The organism is Adhaeribacter aerolatus, assembly GCF_007991635.1.
Classification (GTDB): domain Bacteria; phylum Bacteroidota; class Bacteroidia; order Cytophagales; family Hymenobacteraceae; genus Adhaeribacter; species Adhaeribacter aerolatus.
In genome coordinates this window covers 53,538-76,408 of record NZ_BJYS01000014.1, presented here as the reverse complement: position 1 = coordinate 76,408, position 22,871 = coordinate 53,538, and the positions used below count along the sequence as shown (strand labels likewise).

The window sequence follows — 22,871 nt, the reverse complement described above, 5'->3', positions numbered from 1 at the left end:
ATTCTAAGGTTAACCAGACCTGTAATTTTCCGGTTGTTCTATTTACTAAAATAATGTCTCTCTATTATTATTTGGTAGGTGATATATAAATATCAAATACAATGAAAAGCTCTTATATCCTGGCCATCGACCAGGGCACCAGCAGTACCAAAACCCTGATATTTGATGTCGAAGGAAAAGTAGTTGCCCGTGGTTCCGAACCTCTGAAAACCTATTATTCAGAAGGAGGGCACGTAGAGCAACAACCCAAAGAAATTTACCGGAACGTTTTGCAATCGGTGGGGCAATGTCTTACGCAATTTACGGCGCAGGGAGAGGAGTTAAGTAATATTCAGGCGATTGGCATTTCTAACCAGCGCGAAACTTTTGTGGTATGGGACGAAGCCGGAACGCCGTTATATAATGCGGTAGTGTGGCAATGCAAACGTTCCATTAATATTTGTGAGCGCCTAACCCAACAGGGATTAACTGAGACAGTACGGCAAAAAACCGGATTAATTATCGACCCTTACTTTTCCGGCACCAAACTTATCTGGCTTTACGAAAATATTGCTGCTGTAAGGGAAGCCATAGATGCCGGTAAAGCTTTTTTTGGTACCATCGATACCTGGCTGCTCTACAAATTAACAGGAGGTAAAAGTTATTTAACCGATTATACCAATGCCTCGCGTACGCTGTTTTTTAATCTTTCGGAACTTACCTGGGATCAGGAGCTATTGGCGCAATTTGGCCTTTCCCGTCTGAATTTGCCCGAACCTAAACCCTCCGCTGCTCTTTTCGGAGAAACTGATTTTGGGGGCTTGTTGCCGGAACCAATAAAGATTACCAGTATGATTGGCGATTCGCACGCGGCGGCCTTCGGTGAGGGCTGTTTTGCACCCGGCACGGCTAAGGCTACCATGGGTACGGGTTCTTCTATTATGATGAATATTGGAGAGGAACCAAAGCTCTCGGGCCGGGGCATGATTACGACTATTTGCTGGAGCACCGAAGAGCGGGTTGATTATGCTTTGGAAGGCGTAATAGTAACCTGCGGCGCTACCATTGAGTGGCTGAAAAATGAGTTGGGAATATTATCCGATAGCCGGCAAACCGAAGCCATGGCGCAAGCGGTGCCGGATAATAACGGCGTTTACCTGGTGCCGGCTTTCAGCGGATTGGGCGCGCCGCATTGGGATATGAGCCGGAAAGCTTCCATTACGGGGCTTACTTTTGATTGTAATAAAAACCATATTGTAAGAGCCGCGCTGGAATCTATCCCGTACCAGATTAAAGATGTGATTCAGGCCATGGAACTGGATGCCGGCATTGATTTGGCCGCTTTAATGGTAGATGGTGGTATTACCACTAATAATTTTGTAGTTCAGTTTCTGGCTGATTTACTAGAAAAACCAGTGGTAAAAATAGTGATGCCGGAGGTGTCGGCGCTGGGAGCAGCGTATTTAGCCGGATTAAAAGCGGGTATTTTCCAGAATATTGAACAACTAAAAACCCTGAATACTACTAAAACCCAGGTTAACCCCGGCGAAATGCAACCCCAAGTGCAAAAATATTACTTGGGCTGGCAAAAGGCGCTGGGTAGCCATTCTGTTGTGAATCCTAAACCTAAGATTATGGTAGAACCAGCTTTGGCTAAATAGAAAATATTAGGCGTGCTCCTAAACCAAAAATGCCCGGTAATCCGGGCATTTTTGTTTAAATAAACTTAAAAATAAAGTAACTTCATTCCCATGACCAAGATTTTGTATTTAAGAAAGTAATAGTTTTTCATTTAGATAACCGTAATAGAAAAAAATTAGAATACATTCTTGCTGCTTTAGACATTTTGAAATTCTAAAAAGGGTAATACGGTAAAGTAATTAAAGATAATTAAATACATCTTCTGAAACCTTAGTTAAGTCACAGGCATTAAAATATTAGAACTTTAAAAATGGCCCTAAAACATTATGAATTAGAAGTAACCCCTGGGAATCCATTCTCAAATTGCAAGTTAGATAGGCAGAAGTATGCAAGTGTTTTAACTGATTTGATAGATTCTTATTCACAAGGGTTCGTTTTAGCAATAAACAATAAATGGGGAACAGGTAAAACTACATTTGTAAGAATGTGGGAGCAGGAATTAAAAGACAATAATTATCAAACAGTGTATTTTAATGCTTGGGAAAATGATTTTGAGAACAATCCTTTAACGGCTTTAATGGGAGAATTGAAAGCATTAACGAATGTATCAAATGAACCAGAATTTAAGAATACTTTAAAGAAAGCTGCAATATTATCTAAACACCTTGTTCCAATTATTGCCCAAGCAATTGCAGATAGATATATTAATACTGAAGGGATTAAAGATGCTTTTCTTGGTGTAACCAAGGGGATAGCAGACGTTTTTGAACATGATGTCAATGAATATGCAAAAAAGAAAAGAAGCATTTCAGAGTTTCGAGATAGTTTATCAAAGTTTATTGCAAATACCAATGAGGAGAAGCCATTAATTTTTATTGTGGATGAACTTGACCGTTGCCGGCCAGATTATGCGGTATCAATTTTAGAACAGATAAAGCATTTCTTTTCAGTCTCTAACATTATTTTTATTCTATCCATTGATAAAACGCAACTTGGAAATGCTATCCGGGGTGTTTATGGGAGCGATAGAATTGACGCTGACGAATATTTAAGACGGTTTATTGATATTGAATATTCGATTCCAGAACCTGAAAATGATCTATTTTATACCTACTTATATGAATACTTCGAATTCGATGAGTTTTTCAATTCTTCAGAGAGGAAAAAGTATCCCGAGCTAAAATCTGATAAAGAAAGCTTTTTAAGAATATGCAAGTTACTTTTTACGAATGCATTTATTCCTCTAAGACAACAGGAAAAGATTTTCGCCCTTGCAAGATTAGCTTTAAGGACTTTTAATATCAATAATTATGTTGTACCAACTGTATACCTGTTTTTAATTTATATTAAAATAATTCATAATAATTTTTATGAGAATTTAAAGTGTAAACAATTATCAATTTCACAACTTCAAGAAGAGTTCTTTAAAATAATTCAGCCTAATATTAGCAAAGAGGTAGAATGGGAGTTAATGGACTTAGAAGTTCATTTATTGAATTTTTATAATAATTATCTATATCCTCGCTTTAATGGAAAGAAATTTTATGATTTTGATGGAAAAACAGGAGAAGATAAACTTCTAATAAATTCAATAGTTAATAAAGATGCTGGAAGTAACTTTCTAGATATTTTAAAAGATTTTAATAAAGGGCGTAGTAATATAGGAAATTTAGAGTTAAAGTATTATTTTGATAAAATTGATTTATCAGTAAGAATGAAATTTTGAAGTTCTAAGCTAACTATTAATCTCCAATAGAAGGGTTTATGTTTTAATTACAAACAAAATATTTAATCATATAAAGTCCCTTTTTCGTTTTCTAATTTATATTTTTATTTTGCATAATATTGTTTATCAATAATTTATGCTACTTTATAATCCTCTGGCCGCTTTAAACAACCGGCTAAGTATTATGCACTAACGATAGCGGCCAGAGGCCGGCAGAAGAAGACACGGGCGAGGACGCCCGCGCCATATACCCTCCGAGGCTTAATTGCCTCAGGCGCAGAACTGAAGCATTATAGGTATTATTACCGGCTCAACGGCATCCAAACCGACATTTCAGAATGGCCCCGGTTTCCCCAGGTGTAGTAGGGTACTAATTTTAGCTGAGTGGTTTTATTATCCCGGCTTACTTCTTTGTACAACTGATTTTTCCAGTCACCCGTTTGTACCAATTTGGCGGTGCCTTCTAAACTCATCACGTCGCTGTTCTGGATTTTGGTTAGTTTAGGAGTAAGCTGAATATCGGCCGGAATGGTTACTTTGAAAATATCCTGACTACCCATGTCCACCGATTCAACGCAATAAACCACTGGGCCACGCTTTACGGCTACCTGATTGCGGGTTTCTTCTACCAGCGGGTTTGCCTCCAGCAGTTTTACTTCCATAGGTAAGGTTAATTCTATTTTATCACCTTTTTTCCATTTGCCATTCAACTCGGCGTATTCGCCGGCGGTAAATTTGGTTTGGGTATAAGGTTTGCCGTTTACCAGAATTTTGGCCCCATTGGCCCAGCCCGGAATCCGCATAAAAAGCGAGAATGCTTTATTAGGAACCTGCTCCAAGTTTACTTTAATATTGCCATCCCAGGGGTAATTGGTTTCCTGGGTAAGTTTTACCACCGAGCCATCTTTTAGTTTGGTGTTGAGGGTATTGCCGCCATACAGGTTAAAATAAACACCTTTATCGGCAATGCTGTAAGCGTAATTATTTAACTCGGCAATAGTGCGCACCACGTTGGGCGGGCAACAGTTCGATTTTTTAATATAGCCCACCCGGTCCTTCGACCACCGCTGGCTGAAAGGCAGTTTATCGGAGAAACTAAGGGGATTAGTATATAAAAACTTGGTACCATCGAGGCTAATACCCGACAATACGCTGTTGTAGAGGGCTAATTCCATTACATCGGTATATTTGGCCTGGCCGGTGAGCTGCAGCATCCGCCAATTCCAGAGCACATTGCCAATATTGGCGCAGGTTTCGTTATGGGCGGTTAAGTTAGGCAACTGGTAATCGCGGCCGTAGGCCTGGTGTACTTTCTGTACGGTATCGGGTTTGTAAGCGGTGCCGTCCGGCGATACGCCATCGTACAAAGAGCCCGTAGCACCGGTAACGTACATTTTCCGGTTCACCACGTCGTTCCACATCAAATCCAGCGTCGACAACAAGGTTTTGTCGCCGGTTTCAGCGTAAACATCGGCTACACCAGCAAACAAATAATTAGCTCTTACGGCGTGGCCCGAAACTTTTTTCATGTCCCGGAACGGAATGCGGTCCTGGTTGTCGTCGGTGCCAATATCGCCGGCGTGACCCCGGATATCAATGAGTTTTTTTACTAATTCCAGGTATTTAGGATCGCGGGTAGTGCGGTACATTTCTACCACACCCATGTAGTGCGACGGGCAAATGGCGTTGCGGGCATATTCCGGCGAGGCATTTTTGTAGAAGTTGTACAGGTAATCGGTGGCTTTTTTGGCTACATCCAGGAATGAGGTTTTGCCGGTAGCCCGGTAATGCACACAAGCGGCCGTCATGAGGTGCCCAAAGTTATAGGCTTCAAAAAGTAACTTATCCTGCTGTACCTTGGCCTCAGCCGATTGCGATTTTTCCTTGATAATAACCGGTGTATGCAGGTAACCATCGGCTCGTTGGGCTTTGGCCATTACCGCAATGCTCTGGTCCATGAGTTGGTTCAGTTTTTCGTCTTTGGTTACGGCGTAAGCGGCCGCTACTGATTCAAAAACTTTGTAAAAATCGCCGTCGTGGAAGGAAGGGCCGGTGTGGGTTCCCTTTTCCAGACCAGCCGCAATTTCAAAATTCCGGAAGGCATGGCTGATTTCGGGGTCTTTGTAAATCCGCACAATATTTGGCACCATAGTTTCTTTGCACACCTGAAACCGGTCGGCCCAGAAACCTTTTGTCCAAACTACATCGACCATATCAACGTTGCGTAATTGGGCATAGGGACTTTTGGAATTATTTAGCAAGCCTTTATTCTGCGCCAGCAGATCTTTCTGCGGTAACAAGGCTCCCGATAAGGCCAATAAAACCAGGCGGAATGATTTATTCATAAGTGAAGAGAATTAAATACCAGTGGTGGCTATTAGGTTTAAGTATAATTACTTTGTTAAACCTCTAATTTATATATAAATATTAAATTTATAAAAGAATAAATGAATTTTATTCCAAGGAGCTCATAAAGCTAGAAGTAATTTGTTCTTAATGTGTTATGCTACTTCATAATTTATTGCACCACCACTTCTTTATTTGCTCGAATTAATTTCTTTTCGGCCCGGCGGTTTTCGAGCCAACCACTATATAGCAGATTTTTATCCAAAATTGGTTTCGGGAAAAACAAACTGGCCACATAACCCACCCCAATTACAATCAGGTGACTGTAAACGCCCAGCATATATTTGTGATGGGTAAAATTATAAGGGCCTAGGTCCAGGAGCAGGGATTTATTTTCGCCGATGCCAATTTCCGTGGACGACAGAAAAGCGTAGGCGGTGAACAGCACACAAACCAGGATGCCAATGTTAAGCCCTTGCTGGTTAGCCCGGGCCGAAAACAGACCCAGCAGAAAAATACCTACTATCCCCCCGGAAAATATCGCGTACAGCGTAAATATCATGCTCAAAACCCCTTCGTCGCCGGCCATTAAGTAAAGGGAGGCAATTAAAATAGCCACAATGCCCGAAACTACTACCATCCATTTGCCGGCCAGCAGATACTCTTTATCCGGGCGGTTGGGCTTGATTTTCTTGTAATAATCTTCCACACCAACGGCAGCTAAGCAATTTAAATCGGCGCTTAAACTGCAAACTGCCGCCGAAATCATAGAAGCCAGGAGTAATCCTACCACGCCTACGGGCAGCTTGGTCATGATAAAATAAGGAAAAACCGCTTCGGCTTTTATGCCGACTGGTAAAGGTTGTTGCTGGTAATAAACAAAGAGTGCCGTACCAATCAGCATAAACATGGTCCAGATTGGTACGGTAAGCAAAATGCCCAGCAAAGAAGCCCGGATTGCAGATTTATCGGTTTTAGCCGTTAAATAACGTTGCACCACAGTTTGGTCGGTGCCGTATTTCTGAATGGCATAAAAAGCGCCGTTTATGGCCATTACCGCAAAAGTAAGCCGGGTAAAATCAAGGTCATACGGCCCAAAACCAGTACGTCCGTTTTCCTGGGCAATCTCCCAAACCGTAGCCGGACCGCCGTCCACCGCGAAAACCAGAATACTTAAACAAACAATGCCGCTGCCAAACAGCATAAAACCTTGCAGCACATCGAGCCAGATTGCCGCTTCAATACCCCCCAGCAACGTTAATAAAATTATTACCGCCCCTACTACCGAAATCACCAACAGGGTGTTGGCCCCTATCATGTTATTTAAAGCCAGTGCCAAAAGGTAAAACACTGTGCCCATAGAAGAAAACTGGCGGAGCACAAAGCCAAAAGAACTGTAATACCGGGCAAATGCCCCAAAGCGTTTTTCGAAATATTCGTAGGTGCTTAAGCCAATTACGCGCCGGTACAGCGGCACAATAAACCAGATAGTGCCCAGGAGTACAATGGGTACCATCAGGCCTTGCACTAGCAAAATCCAGTTAGAGGAATAACCGGTACCCGGATAAGCCAGAAAAGTAACACTGCTGATTAAGGTGGCTAAAAGCGATAAACCAATGGCCCAGGAAGGAATATTGCCGTTGGCGGCAAAGTAGGTTTGGGTAGTTTTTTGTTTCCGGGCAAACCGCAAACCAAAATACAGCGATACGGCCAGGAAGAGGAAAATAATGAGGTAATCTAGAAAATGTAAAGTGGCGGTGGTGGTCATAGGTGTGGTGGTTGGGGTGTTAGTTGAAGTTCCAGACGGTGGGTGGCCAATCGTAACTGCCGGGCTTAAGGGTTAGGTGCAGGTTTGGCAAGCCTGCAACCTGCATCCGGATAACCCCGGGTGCCAGTTCCTGCTGCGGATAAAATTGGTTAAAACCCAATCGCTCGAATATTGCTGCTGCCGTAGAACCGCCTTCTAAATAAAGTTCTGTTAATCCAATCTGCTTAAAAACTTTTTGTATTGCTTGTGCCATTATATCCCGGAGGGTAACGGCATTAACCGATATATTAACAGTAGAATCAGGGTCAATGGCCAGAATAGCCTGATTGTTAGTTTGAATTAAAAAGACTATTTCATCAGCCCACAATTTTACCTGCGCTTCAGAAATATTGGGTTCTAATAATAATTCTGGGGGCAAATAGCTTATCGGCCCACCGCTGACATGCACTGCCTTAACCAAAGCCCGACTTTTAGCAAAAGTACTGCCGCAAACAAATAGGGCCGGCTTTCCCGGATTTAAGGTTGAACTAACGGTAGTCTCAGTTGCTAGGTAGCCTTTTGATTCTAACAATGCAGTAAAAAAGCCCGAAGCCCCGGCCAAAGCAGTTTCAGTGTCTAAGCTTTGCGCCCAGCCCTTTAAATCATCGGCAGAACTCACTTCCCCAACAAGGATTCTGGCTTCCGGCAGCGGTTGGTTATAGCTTTGTACCTGTACTACTTCATCTCCAGACTGCAAAATATTTACAACCCGCGACGATGTAAGCGGAAATTCGGGGTCCTGGGAAAAACTGGTCTCCTGAATAGGAACACCGTGTAAATAATAAATGCCATTAGTAATGGTGCGGCCCAAAGCCGGATTAGCCGGAACCAACAGAGCTCTTTGGAAATTCATCGCCCGCATCTGGGCCTGTATTTCGGGTAGCACATGACCCCGTAACACCGAATCCATTTTTTTATATATGAGTTCCGGTTTTAAGAGTAGTAGCTCCCGAAATACCTTCTCAGTTACCTTTTCGGCAGCCTCTTTATTTTTAGACCGGGAATCGGTAGAAATAATTAACAGGTCGGCCTTTGTTTGGGCATTTACCTGGGTACAGATTTCTACCTTCAGGTTGTAGCGCAACCCGATTCCCCCCAATTCGGCAGCTCCCGTTAAATCATCTGCTACTACGGCTATCATTCGGATACGGGAGCGGCTTGCAGTACTTTATGGCGGGCTAACTGCACGGCTGATTCGATGGCCAGCACCATGGCATCCGGACTGGCTACGCCTTTACCGGCAATTTCAAAAGCAGTTCCGTGGTCTACTGAGGTTCGGATAATGGGCAGGCCCATGGTAATATTTACGCCCTTAACGCTGTCCATTTGTTTTTTCTGGGCGTTCCACTTAAAGCCGGAGAGCTTAAACGGAATATGGCCTTGGTCGTGGTACATGGCAACTACGCCGCCATAGTAACCGGTAGCTGCTTTGGCAAACATCGTGTCGGCCGGTACGGGACCTTCTACATCGTAGCCGCGGCGCAACGCTTCCTGCACGGCTGGCAATATTTCTTCGTCGTCTTCGGTGCCGAACAAACCGGAATCCCCGGCGTGCGGGTTAAGCCCGGCAATGCCAATTTTGAGGTTGGTTTCGCCTAACTGTTGCATACCCAGGTGCAGCAAATCTACCACTTCCAGAATGCGATCTTTTTTTACCAGGTCGCAGGCCTGGCGCAGTGAAACGTGCGTGGAAACGTGAATTACTTTCATGTTTTCTTCTACCAGCAGCATCGCGTATTTGCGGGTTCCGGTATAATGCGCGTAAATTTCGGTGTGGCCAGCAAAGTGGTGGCCGGCTTCGTTGATGGATTTTTTGTTGATGGGCCCGGTAACAGTGGCATCTATTTCTCCGGCTAAAGCCAAGTCAATCACCTTCTTCACAGCTTCGAAAGAGGCATTACCCGCCATAGCCGATATTTCGCCAAAAGCTAATTGCGCCAGGTTTACATTCTGCAGGTCGAGTACATCCGGCTCTCCAAATTTAAACCTGGCTGACTGTACTTCCGAAACCGTATTTATTTGGGCTTTAAGGCCTAGTTTATTTATTGTTTGGTTAAAAACACCGGCATCGCCCACCAGCAGGGGCCGGCAAATGGCGTAAATCTTTTCGTCCAGGAGGGCTTTAATGGCAATTTCCGGCCCAATGCTGGCCGGGTCGCCCATGGTAATTCCGATGATAGGTTTGTTAGACATGTACTTGGAGTTCTTGGAGATTAATTTCTTCTTCGTTTAATAGGGCGTAAAAATTCTGTCGTAACTGCTCAGCTTCCGGCTCCGGTAAAGATTGAAGCGGGGGCATCATGTGGGGTTGGCAAAGGTTTACTTCCTGCATTAGCGCTTTCAGGGCCCATAAAGATTCGCCGAGGGTGCGGCCAGCCTGGTAAAGATTGCCCAGCCGGTCCGAAAGCTTCTGGAGCGCAAAAGCTGTTTCCCGGTTTCCGGCCTTTACGGCCAGTACCATTTGGTGGTACAAGCCCGGGTGCAGATTGCCGGTACTGGGTATTAGACCGTCGCTGCCGTTAAACAAGGCCTCCGCGGATTGAGCGGCCCAACCTAAAAAATGGCTGAAATCTTCACGGTGCGCCCACAACGCCAATGATTCCCGCAAACGTTCTTCGCTGCGTTCCGAATCTTTCGTGCCCACAATTTTCTCGTGGTAACTTAATTCCTCAATTAATTGCAGTGGAATGGAATAATGCGTAGTAGCCGGAATATTATATATAATTAATGGTCCAGGAACCTGGTCGGCCAGTTGCTCAAAATATTTCTTTACCTGGTTCTCCGTCAGCGGGTAATAGGAGGGAAGGTGGGCGGCCACCACATCTACGCCGGCGTCAAAGCAATATTTTGCCAGTTCCACCGATTCGGTCAGACAGTTAGAGGCAATGCCGCCGTACAGCACACTGCCCGGTTGTTTAAGTTTACCGGCCAGTTGAATAAATTCCTTTTTCAAGTTTAAAGGCAAGGAAGCCGCTTCCCCGGTGGTACCTAAAATAAAAGGCATTGCTTGGTTCCGGCGAAGATGTTTAAATATTTTTTCTACCGCCTCGTGGTCCAGTTGGTAATTTTCTCGCAGTGGGGTAACCGTTGGGACGACTATTCCCTGGTATTTTTTATGCTGTTTCATCTGTGTTTAATAAGCGGCTTGGTAAATATTAATGGCATCTTCTAAAGTGATAGGCCGGGGATTATTTTTAAGTAAGCGGGTAATTTTAAGGGCATCGGTGGCCATTTCCGGAATGGCGGTTTCGGGAATATTTACTTCCCGGAGCCGGGCCGGAATGCCGCATGCTTTTATCAGGTGCCGGATTTTTTCGATTCCTTTTTGCGCAGTTTCTTCATCGGTTCTACCCGGCGGGCAGCCCAAAGCCCGTGCCACATCGGCATAGCGTTGGGGAGCGGCCGACAAATTAAATTCCATCACAAAGGGCAGCAACAACGCATTAGAAAGACCATGCGGCAGGTGAAAAGTACTGCCTAATGGGTAGGAGAGGGCATGCACACCAGCGGTATTAACCGGACCTAAGCAAAAACCACCCAACAAACTACCCATTGCCACTTGCGACCGAGCTTCTTTGTTGGAGCCATCCTGCACGGCTTGTTCGAGGTGGGCGGCAATCAGGCGCATGCCTTCGTAGGCGTACATATCAATAAAAGGCTGGGCAAATTTATTCGTGTAGGCTTCCAGGCAATGGGTTAGGGCGTCCAGGCCGGTGGCGGCCGTAATCTGTGGCGGCACACTCATGGTCAGTAATGGGTCTACGTATACCACATCGGGCACGAGGTAAGAGCTAATAATACCTTTTTTCTGGTTATCCGCATCATCTATCAGAATCGCGTTGGGCGATACCTCGCTGCCCGTGCCGGAGGTAGCCGGCATACAAATTAATTTTTTGCTTCTTCCTTTTAGCAAACCTATTCCTACTATTTCGGCTAAGGTTTGGGTATTATCGAGCTGGGCGGCTACCAGTTTGGCTACATCCAGTACACTGCCGCCGCCGATTCCCACTACCACATCCGGTTTATGCCGGCCTGCTTCCTGCAGCAAAATATTAAAATCAGCAAAAGAGGGCTCCTGCACAATAGAAGTATCTACGGCTACGCTTATACCTTGGCTTTCGAGACTGCTGATAAGGCCCTGAAGTTTCGGAACCAAGGGTTCGATAGTTAACAGGAAAACCCTGGGCAGTTTAAATTTTGTTATTTCTTCAGCCAGATTATTCAGTGAGCCATTACCAAAAACCAATTTTCCGGGAAAGTGGATAGATAATGGCAGCGTAGCAGTCGTCATGTATTTTATTTCTTTTGGGTTGTTCCGTCAGGAGGGTTACTTTTTGGTAGAGGCCGTTTTTGCGTAAGACTGCAGGAGTTTGGTTACCGATTCGTCGCCCATCACGGCGTAAGCTGGCCGGGTATGCTCCGCATTAAATACCCGCAGTACTTCCGGTTTTTCTACGGTTACAAAGCTTTCATCAATTTCGCCTTGCGCATTGGTTATTTTGGCTGAGGAAAGTTTCAGGTGCTGTGCCAGGAACGGGTAAACGCCTTTGCGTTTGTTAATGCCGTAATTATGGCCTTCGGTGGGAAGATGATGGTTTTGCACCAATTTCTCTTTGCCGTACAAGCGGTACACGTTGCGGATATAAGGGTACTCTACTTCCGGGGTGTTGCTTGTCCAGTCTTTACCATCCGATACAAGCAGCATGGGGCGCGGGGCAGCCAAGGCGGCAATTTCTACGTTGCTGGTTTGGTGGTTGGGGCTTTTATGGATCGGCATGCCGCTCTCGCACACACAACCACCAAAATGGTAAGCCGATACCATTACCACCGGCACCGAAACCGAGATTCTTTTATCTAAAGCCGTTAGTAAAAAGGTCTGGGTGCCGCCGCCTGATTCGCCGGTTACGCCAATCCGTTTCGGGTCTACGTTGGGCAAAGAAAGCAGGAAGTCGATGGCCCGGCGGCTGTTGTGGGTTTGCAGTTGCAGTGCATACGGATGTTTATGAATGGTTTGGTCCGAATCGCCGGTACCTACCATGTCGTAAGCCAGTACGATAGCGCCCATGCGGGCGAGGGTAGCACAACGCTTCTGCATATCTTCGCTGAAGCGCGGATTAGTACCGTGGCCGTGGGGCGATAATATGGCGGCGTAAGATTTTTGCGGCTCCAATGGCCGGTATAAATTGCCGGTTACAAAGAAGCCGGGTAAACTTTCGAAGGCAATATTTTCGACGGTGTACCCATCGTAAGTACGTTTGCTGTGGATGATTGGCTTTAACGGGATATTGGTAGGCAGGCCTTCCAGATTAGCTCCTTCCCAAATGCCCTGGCGAATGCGGTCGGCTCTTTTCTCCCAGCCTTTTCGGTTGGCGTAAGTAGCCGCAAACTTTTCCAGCGCCGCTTTCCCTTCGGTTTCGGTGTAATAGCGCCCCTGGCACAGCAGCGATTGGTCAAAAGCCTGGGCCTTTAAATCGGAACTAAGCAGGAGATTAGCTGCCCAAAAAGCCCAACCGAAACATATTTTAGAGGTTCTTTTCATGTCTGTTATTGGTGACAGCTTAAATTTTTAGAGGCAATATTTTATTCCCTCTAAATCTCAAAGCCGAGTGCTTTCAATCATTTTTCTTGATTTTAGATTCGTTTCAGGTTGGCATCCAGTTTATACCGTTGGCCTTTTTTCGTTTTAAAGCTGATGGTTTTGTCGCCGTAACGAAGCTGGCAAGGTGTGCCGGCTTTGGAGAGCACTTCCAAGGCCTGTAGTTTCCCGTTATTCCACTTTAGGTTCAGGTCGAAACCGCCACGGGCACAGATGCCGTTTATTTCGCCGGTGGGCAATTCGGAGGGTAAAGCCGGCAATATATCGATGAGACCGGTGTGGCTTTGCACCAGCATTTCCCCAATGCCGGCCGCACCCCCAAAATTGCCGTCGATCTGGAAAGGCGGGTGAGCATCGAATAAATTCACGTAGGAGCCACCGCCTTTGGCCGCCGGGCTAATAAGCATTTTTACCATTTTGTCGGCATGATCGCCGTCTTTAAACCGGGCCCAAAAATTTATTTTCCAGGCCAGGCTCCAGCCGGTGCCTTCATCGCCCCGGAATATTAACGACTGGCGGGCCGCTATCATTAACTCGGGTGTTTTATCCCAATTTATTTCGTTACCCGGGTGCACGCCCCAGAGGTGCGATACGTGGCGGTGCTTATTTTTAGGGTCATCTACATCTTCGAGCCACTCCTGCAATTGCCCGTGCTTCCCGATTTGGTTAGGCGCAATCTGGCCGTATTTCGTTTTTAAAGAATCCCGCAGGCTTTTATCCGTTTTCAGTAACTCGCTGGCCTGGATGGTGCTCTGGAAAAGCGCCCGAATTAGCTGGTGATCCATGGTAGGTCCGGCTACCAGGCCGCCTTGTTCCGGGGAATTGGAAGGCGTGCTGATGAGCCAGCCGGTTTTCGGGTCTTTTACCAGGAAATTATTGAAAAAACGGGCCGCCTCTTTCATAATGGGGTAAGCTTCCTGCTTCAGAAATTTCTGATCCTGGGTATATAAATAGCGCTCCCATAAATGCTGACTGAGCCAGGCCCCGCCGGTAACCCAAATGCCGTGATTAGAAGCATTGATAGGAGCCGTGCCCCGCCACAAATCGGTGTTGTGGTGTAAAACCCAACCGGGCGCATTGTAATGCACTTTAGCGGTTTGCCTTCCGGCCTCAGCCAGCTCCGCAATCATCCCGAACAAAGGCTCGTGCATCGGCGATAAGTTCAGGGCTTCGGCCGGCCAGTAATTCATTTCGGCGTTGATGTTGGTGGTATATTTACTGCCCCAGGGCGGCGTGAGTAAATCGTTCCAGATACCCTGCAGGTTGGCGGGCCGGGTGCCGGGCCGGGAACTTGAAATAAGCAAATAGCGGCCATATTGCAGGTAAAGAGCGGCTAAAGCTGGGTCGGCAGATGACGCAAACTGCTCAATACGTTTATCGGTTGGCAGCTTTTCGTTTTCGCTGCGGCCCAAATTAATGGAAAGTGTGTTAAAATAGCCCTGATATTCCCGGATATGAGCTTGTCTTATTTGCTCATAATTTTTCTCCTGAATGGAAGCGAGTGCTGATTTACATGGTGCTGCCGGGTCTCCTGAAACATCTTTGTAATTTTTGTAGTTCGTGCCGGCTGTCAAGTACAAAGTCACGGCATCGGCGTTGGTTACGGTAATTTTATCTTCGGAGACACTGGCTTGCCCCTTTGTGGTAACTACCCGTAAATAACTTTCACCTTTTAAGGCACCATTGCGTACTTGCAAAGCCAGCGCAAGCGTTTGGTTGTCTACTCGCCGGGTAGCAGCTTTTTTATGCGGGCTGGTTAAGCTGGTTTGGAAGCTAATACTGCCGGGTTTACTGGCGGTGAGATGGATGGCAATCACCTGGTTGGGCTGACTAACCAAATATTCGCGGGTAAACTGAACGCTGCCTACGGTGTAAGTGGTCCGGGAAGCTGCCTGGGTCAGGTCCAGTTCGCGCCGATAATTTTGGGCATTGCCGTGGCCCGAAAAATTTAGCCATAAATCGCCGAAAGGCTGGTAATCAGCCTGGAAGCGGGGAACGGCTGGGGGCTCGTCGTTTTGAATTTTGTACTTCCAAGCCTTTACCAAAGAAATTCCGTTCTTTTCTGAAGCACCTTCGGGATAAATTCCAATTGGTCGGGAGGTATCTTTGTAGCCGGCAATACCGCCCTTATCGAAATAATTAAGAACCTGGATGGCCAAAATATTCTGGCCCTGCTGCAGTACTTCTTTCGGGATAATATATTTCCGGCTTTCAGTGCCATCGGTGGAGCCAACCAGTTTACCGTTTACATAAGTAAAATCCTGGTCGCGGATGCGGTTTAAATTTAGTACCAGGTTTTTCCCTTGCCAGTTAGCAGGTAAATCAAAAGTGGTTCTGAACCAAACGGCTCCGTCCAGGCCTTCCATGCCGGTACTTTCCCAGCCTTCGTAGGTGGGCACCGGAAAAGTTTTCCATTGGCTGTCGTTGTAATTAGTTAATGCCGGGTTACCGTCCAGGCCTTCAAAAGCCCGCATATTCTTAAACCAAGCCTCCCGTTGACCCTCACTGCTTTTCAGGCCCATAAATTTTTCACTAGCTAGCTTTTCGGCTTCAGCCTGTTTTCCTTCGGCCAGTAATTTTCTTATTTCAGGTAAGTAGGCGGCGGCTCCTTCGCGGTTATGGTTGCGGGGCTCACCAGTCCAAAGGGTTTCTTCGTTAAACTGAATACGGTCCTGCTCTACGCCGGCAAATACCATAGCGCCTAAGCGGCCATTGCCGATGGGTAAGGCGTCCGTCCATTTGGCGGCGGGTTGGGTATACCAGAGTTTCAATTCCGGCTTTGGGCCTGACTGACCAAAACTGCTTACCAGCATTAGGAATAATAAACAAAAGGTAAGAATTCCGGCTTTATTTAGTTTGGTCATTTGTGGTGGAGGATTTTTCAGGATAGTGTAATTCTTGGGTTTTGGCAATTTTCTAAGTCGAGTTCGGTGGTGAATTTGAATGGTGTAAATCAACCACCCCCAACCCCTCCTCATCTGAGGCGGGGAGCTTTCGGATAATTTGGTGAAATATTAACTGAACCTTCAGGTTTCTTAACTTTTATTTAAAAGGTTTATTCAACAGCAATTTTAGAGGCGTTCATTTTAGGTGAATCGGTTACCTCTTTATCTTTTAACACCGGCGTTTTTACGTGCCTGAAATTATTTCCTTCCAGAATTATACTTTTTGTTTTATCGCCAGTCAGTTGTAAGAATATTTCGGTGCCGGGCCGCGGTGAAGAATTATAGATAAAAGCATCCGCCACATTGGTTAATTTAACTACCGGTAGGCCTGGTTGGGGCGAATAAGTTTTTACACCTTCTATCTCGATATTATTAACGTTTTCGGCGGTTATGGCCGGTCCGGTGGCAGCATTTATCTGTACATTATGAAACTCAATATTTTTTGCTTCTTTGATGGTGAACCCTGTTTTGGCCTGAATATTCAGGTTGCTAAAAGTAATATTTTCGATGGGCATTTCGGCTAAACCGTTCAGGAAGGCGGCCTGGTTGCCCTCGGCGGTAATATCGCTGAAGTGAATATTCCGGAACCGCGGGGTCCGTTCCGATACCGGCTCGGGTTGGGTTTTGGCGTACTGCAAATCCAGTACAATGGCTTGCTCGCGAATATTTTTCATGATAATATTGTCTACCCGGATTTCTTCTACTATGCCGCCGCGGCCCCTGGCCGATTTTATCCGGATACCCCGGTCAGTGCCGTCGAAAATACAATTAGAAATAGTTATTTTTCGCACATCGCCCGACATTTCGCTGCCAATTACAACGCCGCCGTGGCCCGACAGCATGGTGCAGTTAGTAATGGTATAATTTTCGGCGGGTGCTGCCATTTTCCGGCCGGCCCGGTCTTTACCGGATTTAATAGTAATGCAGTCATCGCCGACGCTGATGTGGCAATTGGATATATGCACGTTTTTGCAGGACTCCGGGTTAATGCCGTCGGTATTGGGCGAAGGCGGATTGTTGATAGTAACACCCGTAATGGTTACATTCTCGCAGAACTCCGGGTTCACGGTCCAGAAAGGGGAGTTGATGATGGTGATACCTTCGATGAGAATATTTTTGCAGGACATAAATTGGATAAAGGGCGGCCGCAAGAAACCCCGCTCAATCACGCCGGGCAAATCGGGCCGCAAAATATCCTGGTTCAGCCGGTGAAACTCTTTTTGCCACTTCGAATCATTGCTTTTCCGGGATTGGCCTTCGGCAAAGTCCCACCATTTTTTGCCCTGGCCATCGATGGTTCCCCGGCCCTGGATGGTAATATTTTCGGCTTTGTTGGCGTAAAACAAAGGCGAAAAACTGGTTACATCAATGCCTTCGTAGCGCGATGGAACCATGGGCAGGTAATCATCGAAGTTATCGCTGAATTTGATTAGGGCGCCGGCATCAATAAAAATAGTAATATTACTTTTCAGGTGAATGGGGCCCGTCAGGTATTCGCCGGCCGGGAAATAGACGGTACCACCACCTTTGGCGGAAGCGGCCGCAATGGCTTTTTTAATGGCCTCGGTAGCTATTTTACTCCCGTTATTTTTGGCGCCGTAGTCGAGCACATTGTAGTAAATATTGTTTTTTACGGGCGTTTTCCAGGCAGTAAAAGCTATGGTGCAAAATATAAGCAGAGATAAAATATTGATGCTGCTGAATCTCATGAGGTAGAATTTAATGCGTATAATAAATATTGCTTCAAAAACGGTAGAGGATTAAAACTGAGGGAATCTAACTTGCCTGCCGGGGTAATTTGGCCTGAACCGGAGCCAGTTTTTTAGCGTTGTGAATTTGCTTGCCGTTGGCAAAAATCCGGAAGCCTTTGCCTTTACCGTATTTTTTACCGGTTTTGTCCCACAGAATAGTTATTATTTGGTTGTGGTATTTTACATTATCGAGGCAAAACCAATCCCATTTTCCTTCCGGTATTAAAGGTTTAACTTCCAGAATATTGTCCTCCCGGGGTTTCAGGCCAATCAGGTCGTTTATAACCAGGTCGCAAAAGCCGGAGTGGTTGTAGTAGCTGCTGCGGGGGTTATCGCCTTTTAACCAATAACCGGTGGTTTCGTCCTGGTATTCGCCCAGGTAAGGCTTCCCATTTTTCTGGTGCGATAGGGCATAGGTGCGCAAGGTCTGGAAATATTGCTCTTTCGTCTGGTCGTGGCGCTGGTAATTATTTAGTAAATTGGCTAAACCTTTCAGGGTTTGGGTAGAGGCAAACGGCCATATCGGACCATCCCACTCGCAACCATGGCCGGAACCGCGGGTCTGGAAAGTGGGGTCGCGGCGCTCGGCGGTGGTTAAGCCCCACGGCGAAGAGAAACCTTCGGGATCGGTTAGCTGCTCCCAGGCTTTGGCATATTTCGGGGAGTCTTCTGGCAAGTTAAAATACCACGGAATATACCCGATGGCCTCCCGGGCTGGATGCAAACCGCCTTTCTCCAGCTTGGTTTTAAAGAAATTTTCCTCCTCATCCCAGAGCTGCGTTAACACCACCGATTTTACCTGTTTTGCTTTGTCGGCGTAAGCTTTGGCCATCTCGGGTTTGTTAGCGATGGTAGCAATGCGGTTCATGGCCTGGGCGTAACCGTACATGTAACTGTTGATAGTCGGGCGGGCATTTTTATCTTTGCGCGAGCCACTCATCGATTCTTCCATGCCATCGCGCACGTCAAACTGCCAGTAAAGGCCATTGCCCAAGCTTTTTTCCTGGTCCCAAACTTTATAATCGGCATCCAGATTATCTACCAGCGAGAGCAGAAACGTTTTGTTCTGGTTAACGAGGTAACGATTGTAAACTGCGTCGCCCACCCAACTGCTGAACTGGTGGAAACGGGGTTTGGCTTGGTTTTTATCGCCGGTAAACCAAAAGCGGGTGTACTGGTCGATATATTCGGAGTTGTGGAGCCAGCGCCCCTCGTAAATATGGTGGCCCAACGCGCAGGAAATAGAATTGTGTTTGCCCGCATGGCCTACCGGGGTAATAAATTCGGTAAAGATAAAGCCGTCCGGGGTTTGTTTCAGGTGTTTCCGGAAGCTCCACCAGCGGTAATAATAAGTGGCTTCCATCACCGAATCGGGGCACTCGAACAAAGGAATATTTTGAGAAAGCCAATCAAAGGCCTGATCGTTAGGAACAAAGTTTTTCACATCTTCGGGCTCCATCTGGTTAAAATAATTAACGTGCTGTTGGAGTTTATCGGTTCTTACAACCTTACCCTGTGCCAGGAGCAAAGTGGGGCCGGTTAAAAGTTTAACCAAAATTAGAAGTGAACAAAACAAATATACTTTTATGCGCAACTGTATCATTTGTGGTGGATAAAGATACTATTTGGTTTAAAACTGATTTTATTTCTAACGCTTTTTAAGCAAGTTAAAAGTTTAAATATAAATATAAATTTCAATAATAAATAATTAACAGTAGATGAAGTTGATTAAAATGGGTGCGTAATGGAATATTTAGCTTATGAATTGGTAAGTGGGTGCAAAGCTATTTATCGGTTAATTGTAATTGTTATACCGGAATAAGGGTGTTACATAAAACAAATGAAGAAGTTGTAGCAGGTTATTTCAGGTTCTTCCTGAGGAAAATAATTGACATTTTACCCACCTTTTTTAAATACCACTTGCCGGCTAATTCTAATAAATTCATAGTAAGGCATTGCCGGTATTTTTAAGCATCTGGTTGGGAGTAATAGCCTTTTTTTCTACTTTTAGCAGCAATGAAGCTATTTATCTATTCGCCGCTGAACGAATCTTTACGGTCCTATTTAAGGAGTGCCTTACCCGCATCGTTACAACCTGTTTTTAGAAAAGAATTACTTGGTACTGCCTTAACCGAAGCTTTTGCCGAAGCCGAAATAATCATGGGCAATCCGCCGGTTGATTGGTTCGCGCAAATTCCACCCCGTTTAGTTTTCTGGCAACTAGATTCGGCCGGCTTTAACCAGTATCAGCACCTGCTTCTGGATGCCCAAGTGGCAAATATGGGAGATTTTTATGCGAAACCTTGTGCCGAAACCATGGTAGGTGGTATTCTGGCTTTTTACCGGGGTTTGCCTTTGCTGGTGAAATGCCAGGAACAGAAACGGTGGTTAGGCGGTAAAATCAGGCCCAACCTGGATTTACTCAGCAATAAAAAGGTCATTATTTTAGGGGCTGGCTCCATTGGCCAGGCGGTGAAACAAATGCTGATGGGGTTTGGCTGTGCGGTTCGGATGACGGCCCGCCGTAATCCGCAGGCCCAGATTTATACTTTTGAAGCTTTACTGGAGGCTTTACCAGAAACCGACCTGGTAATTAATACGCTGCCGGGCGGCTTAGATAAATATGTTTCCGCAGCTTTTTTTCAGGCAATGAAACCCGGCAGCCTCTATGCCAGTGTAGGTCGGGGAAATACCACCGATGAACAGGCCTTGATCCAAGCTTTACAATCCGGCAAATTAGCCGGAGCCGTGTTAGATGTAACCGCACAGGAACCGCTACCCGAAACCAGCCCTTTGTGGGAAATGGAAAATGTAATTTTAACCCAACACACGAGCGGCGGCTTTAAAGCGGAAGAAGAAGGTAAGGTTAGATTATTTTTACGAAACTTAAACAAGTTCCTGGCCGGTGAACCACTTGAAAACCTAATAAACCTGTCACAGGGCTATTAATAAAATATATAGTCCAAAAAGCGGTCACATATAACTTACCGGTACCTGCCAAAATAATTCGTTAATTACCCGTTCAAATAAAATATCCACCACTAAGTAATAATTTGTTTTATGTCCAATGATAAAAAATTCAGGAGTTACGATTGGTTTGGCAAATCTGATAAAATGGGATTTGTGCACCGGTCCTGGTTGCGGAACCAAGGGTACCCGAGTGATTATTTTGATGGCCGCCCGGTAATCGGGATTTGCAATACATGGTCGGATTTAACCCCGTGTAACGCCCACTTGCGCGATTTTGCCGAGGTAGTTAAAAGGGGCGTTATTGAAGCCGGTGGGTTTCCGCTGGAGTTTCCGGTAACCTCTCTGGGTGAAACTATTATGCGACCATCTACCATGCTTTTCCGGAACCTTGCCAGCATGGATACCGAAGAAACTATCCGGGCTAACCCGCTGGATGGGGTTGTGCTGCTGACCGGTTGCGATAAAACTACGCCTTCTACTTTAATGGGTGCCTGTAGCGTAGACCTGCCCACCATTGTGGTGCCGGGCGGCCCCATGCTGAACGGCCGCTATAAAGGCGAATGCGTGGGTTCCGGTTCTTTTAACTGGCTGATTAAAGAAAAACAAACCGTAGAAAATTATACCGCGGCCGATATTCTGGAAATGGAAATTGGCGTTGCGCGCAGCCAGGGCCATTGCATGACCATGGGCACGGCCTCAACCATGGCCTGTATGGTAGAAGCACTGGGGCTCACGTTGCCGGGGGCGGCGGCAATTCCGGCTGTTGATTCACGCAAAAAAGTAATGGCACAGCTTTCCGGCCGCCGGATTGTGGAAATGGTAAAAGAAGATTTAAAACTGTCGAAAGTACTCACCCGCGAAGCTTTCGAAAATGCCATTGTGGTGAATGCGGCCGTTGGCGAATCTACCAATTTTATTATTCACCTGCTGGCCATTGCCGGTCGGATTGGCGTGGCGTTAAACCTCGATGATTTTGATGCACTTGGCAGTAAAATTCCGCTGCTGGTAAACCTGAAACCTTCGGGCAAATATTTAATGGAGGATTTTTATTATGCCGGCGGCTTACCCGTGGTGCTACAGGAAATAATGCCTTACCTGCACCCCGATACTATTACGGTAAACGGCAGCACCCTGGGCCAGAATAATGCCGAAATGACGTGCCACAATAAGGAGGTAATTGCCACCCTGGCGGAGCCGTTGCAAACCGAAGCCGGGATAGCGGTGCTCAAAGGAAATCTGTGCGAGAATGGTGCCCTCATCAAGCCATCCGCCGCCTCACCGGCCCTGATGAAACACCGCGGCCGGGCTGTTGTTTTCGAAACCATCGAAGATTATCACGCCCGGATTGATGATCCGGATCTGGATATTGATGAAACCTGCGTTATCGTGCTGAAAGGAGTGGGGCCGAAAGGTTACCCCGGTATGCCCGAAGTAGGCAATGTGGATTTACCGGAAAAACTCCTGAAAAAAGGAATCCGGGATATGGTGCGGATTTCGGATGGCCGCATGAGCGGCACGGCCGCCGGTACCGTGGTGTTACACGTATCGCCGGAATCGGCCGTAGGTGGTACTTTAGCGGTAGTGCAGAATGGTGATATGATTGAACTGGACGTGGAGCAGCGGAGATTGCACCTGGATATTTCGGACGAAGAATTACAGCGCCGCAAAGCCGCGTGGGTACCACCGGCTCCCCGGGCTGTCCGGGGGTACGTAAAGCTGTACATCAACCATGTGCAGCAGGCCCATTTAGGCGCCGATATGGATTTGTTGCAGGGTGGCTCCGGTTCAGAATTAACCCGGGATCTTCATTAAGAACCAAAAATTTACCTTATCTTTCTATCTAGGAAAGTTAATCAGGCGCAACTGGCAAATACCGGCTGCGCCTGATTTATTACTTTTCAGTTTTTTATTGCTACTGACCAGTTGATTCCCGAGTTGTCCTGGCTTTCCCCTCGAAAATATTCCCGGTTAAACTGTAGGTTTATGCTAATATTTTGTAATTAAGCTTATTCGTAAACTAAATTATAAGTCCCTATTTATCTTTTGTTGTTAAGCTGTTTTCTTTTGGACTGCTCAACCAACTCATAGGTTAAGAACCGACGCCAAATTA

The 22,871-nt window shown here is 46.1% G+C and carries 14 protein-coding genes; 4 read left to right on the top strand and 10 right to left on the bottom strand.

Features of this window, described 5'->3' with window-relative positions:
- Nucleotides 1-101: 101 nt before the first annotated feature.
- Nucleotides 102-1,640, top strand: a complete 1,539-nt coding sequence (locus AAE02nite_RS10370; protein WP_146897659.1) for an FGGY family carbohydrate kinase — start codon at nucleotides 102-104, stop codon at nucleotides 1,638-1,640.
- Nucleotides 1,641-1,930: 290 nt separating this feature from the next.
- Nucleotides 1,931-3,346 (top strand): KAP family P-loop NTPase fold protein, encoded by a 1,416-nt coding sequence (locus AAE02nite_RS10365; protein ID WP_146897658.1) that lies wholly within the window; start codon nucleotides 1,931-1,933, stop codon nucleotides 3,344-3,346.
- A 302-nt stretch (nucleotides 3,347-3,648) separates the two neighbouring features.
- On the opposite strand, the gene AAE02nite_RS10360 is transcribed toward AAE02nite_RS10365, so the two are convergent.
- The 10 genes from AAE02nite_RS10360 to AAE02nite_RS10315 all read right to left on the bottom strand — a co-directional run bounded on the left by AAE02nite_RS10360 (nucleotide 3,649) and on the right by AAE02nite_RS10315 (nucleotide 19,346).
- On the bottom strand, nucleotides 3,649-5,691 hold the full coding sequence (locus AAE02nite_RS10360) for an aceric acid hydrolase (RefSeq protein ID WP_146897657.1): 2,043 nt from the start codon (nucleotides 5,689-5,691) through the stop codon (nucleotides 3,649-3,651).
- Nucleotides 5,692-5,864: 173 nt separating this feature from the next.
- Nucleotides 5,865-7,460: a sodium:solute symporter family protein gene (locus tag AAE02nite_RS10355; RefSeq protein WP_146897656.1), complete on the bottom strand. Its 1,596-nt coding sequence runs from the start codon at nucleotides 7,458-7,460 to the stop codon at nucleotides 5,865-5,867.
- Nucleotides 7,461-7,479: 19 nt separating this feature from the next.
- A complete protein-coding gene (locus AAE02nite_RS10350) occupies nucleotides 7,480-8,640 on the bottom strand; it encodes a four-carbon acid sugar kinase family protein (RefSeq protein ID WP_146897655.1) in 1,161 nt (386 codons plus the stop codon).
- A complete protein-coding gene (gene pdxA, locus AAE02nite_RS10345) occupies nucleotides 8,637-9,692 on the bottom strand; it encodes a 4-hydroxythreonine-4-phosphate dehydrogenase PdxA (RefSeq protein WP_146897654.1) in 1,056 nt (351 codons plus the stop codon). Before pdxA ends, AAE02nite_RS10350 begins: the two co-directional genes overlap by 4 nt.
- A complete protein-coding gene (locus tag AAE02nite_RS10340) occupies nucleotides 9,685-10,626 on the bottom strand; it encodes a dihydrodipicolinate synthase family protein (RefSeq protein ID WP_146897653.1) in 942 nt (313 codons plus the stop codon). The genes pdxA and AAE02nite_RS10340 overlap by 8 nt, the downstream gene beginning before the upstream one ends.
- A 6-nt stretch (nucleotides 10,627-10,632) precedes the next feature.
- Nucleotides 10,633-11,790, bottom strand: a complete 1,158-nt coding sequence (locus AAE02nite_RS10335) for an iron-containing alcohol dehydrogenase (RefSeq protein WP_146897652.1) — start codon at nucleotides 11,788-11,790, stop codon at nucleotides 10,633-10,635.
- 36 nt (nucleotides 11,791-11,826) lie between these two features.
- Entirely contained in the window at nucleotides 11,827-13,038 is a 1,212-nt protein-coding gene (locus tag AAE02nite_RS10330; RefSeq protein WP_146897651.1) for an alpha/beta hydrolase, read from the bottom strand.
- 92 nt (nucleotides 13,039-13,130) lie between these two features.
- Nucleotides 13,131-15,959, bottom strand: a complete 2,829-nt coding sequence (locus AAE02nite_RS10325) for a glycoside hydrolase family 95 protein (protein WP_246150939.1) — start codon at nucleotides 15,957-15,959, stop codon at nucleotides 13,131-13,133.
- A 191-nt stretch (nucleotides 15,960-16,150) separates the two neighbouring features.
- On the bottom strand, nucleotides 16,151-17,749 hold the full coding sequence (locus AAE02nite_RS10320; protein ID WP_146897650.1) for a glycoside hydrolase family 28 protein: 1,599 nt from the start codon (nucleotides 17,747-17,749) through the stop codon (nucleotides 16,151-16,153).
- Nucleotides 17,750-17,816: 67 nt separating this feature from the next.
- Nucleotides 17,817-19,346, bottom strand: coding sequence for an MGH1-like glycoside hydrolase domain-containing protein (locus AAE02nite_RS10315; protein ID WP_246150936.1), 1,530 nt, complete (start codon nucleotides 19,344-19,346; stop codon nucleotides 17,817-17,819).
- A gap of 461 nt (nucleotides 19,347-19,807) precedes the next feature.
- Between AAE02nite_RS10315 and AAE02nite_RS10310 the strand changes: the two genes are divergently transcribed.
- Nucleotides 19,808-20,740: a D-2-hydroxyacid dehydrogenase gene (locus AAE02nite_RS10310; RefSeq protein ID WP_146897648.1), complete on the top strand. Its 933-nt coding sequence runs from the start codon at nucleotides 19,808-19,810 to the stop codon at nucleotides 20,738-20,740.
- A 111-nt stretch (nucleotides 20,741-20,851) separates the two neighbouring features.
- Nucleotides 20,852-22,573, top strand: coding sequence for an IlvD/Edd family dehydratase (locus tag AAE02nite_RS10305; protein WP_146897647.1), 1,722 nt, complete (start codon nucleotides 20,852-20,854; stop codon nucleotides 22,571-22,573).
- Nucleotides 22,574-22,871 lie beyond the last annotated feature (298 nt).

Bases quoted from the DNA above. Each gene is read 5' to 3' on its own strand.
- AAE02nite_RS10370 (WP_146897659.1), top strand. From the start codon at position 102: ATGAAAAGCTCTTATATCCTGGCCATCGACCAGGGCACCAGCAGTACC.
- AAE02nite_RS10365 (WP_146897658.1), top strand. From the start codon at position 1,931: ATGGCCCTAAAACATTATGAATTAGAAGTAACCCCTGGGAATCCATTC.
- AAE02nite_RS10360 (WP_146897657.1), bottom strand. From the start codon at position 5,691: ATGAATAAATCATTCCGCCTGGTTTTATTGGCCTTATCGGGAGCCTTG.
- AAE02nite_RS10355 (WP_146897656.1), bottom strand. From the start codon at position 7,460: ATGACCACCACCGCCACTTTACATTTTCTAGATTACCTCATTATTTTC.
- AAE02nite_RS10350 (WP_146897655.1), bottom strand. From the start codon at position 8,640: ATGATAGCCGTAGTAGCAGATGATTTAACGGGAGCTGCCGAATTGGGG.
- pdxA (WP_146897654.1), bottom strand. From the start codon at position 9,692: ATGTCTAACAAACCTATCATCGGAATTACCATGGGCGACCCGGCCAGC.
- AAE02nite_RS10340 (WP_146897653.1), bottom strand. From the start codon at position 10,626: ATGAAACAGCATAAAAAATACCAGGGAATAGTCGTCCCAACGGTTACC.
- AAE02nite_RS10335 (WP_146897652.1), bottom strand. From the start codon at position 11,790: ATGACGACTGCTACGCTGCCATTATCTATCCACTTTCCCGGAAAATTG.
- AAE02nite_RS10330 (WP_146897651.1), bottom strand. From the start codon at position 13,038: ATGAAAAGAACCTCTAAAATATGTTTCGGTTGGGCTTTTTGGGCAGCT.
- AAE02nite_RS10325 (WP_246150939.1), bottom strand. From the start codon at position 15,959: ATGACCAAACTAAATAAAGCCGGAATTCTTACCTTTTGTTTATTATTC.
- AAE02nite_RS10320 (WP_146897650.1), bottom strand. From the start codon at position 17,749: ATGAGATTCAGCAGCATCAATATTTTATCTCTGCTTATATTTTGCACC.
- AAE02nite_RS10310 (WP_146897648.1), top strand. From the start codon at position 19,808: ATGAAGCTATTTATCTATTCGCCGCTGAACGAATCTTTACGGTCCTAT.
- AAE02nite_RS10305 (WP_146897647.1), top strand. From the start codon at position 20,852: ATGTCCAATGATAAAAAATTCAGGAGTTACGATTGGTTTGGCAAATCT.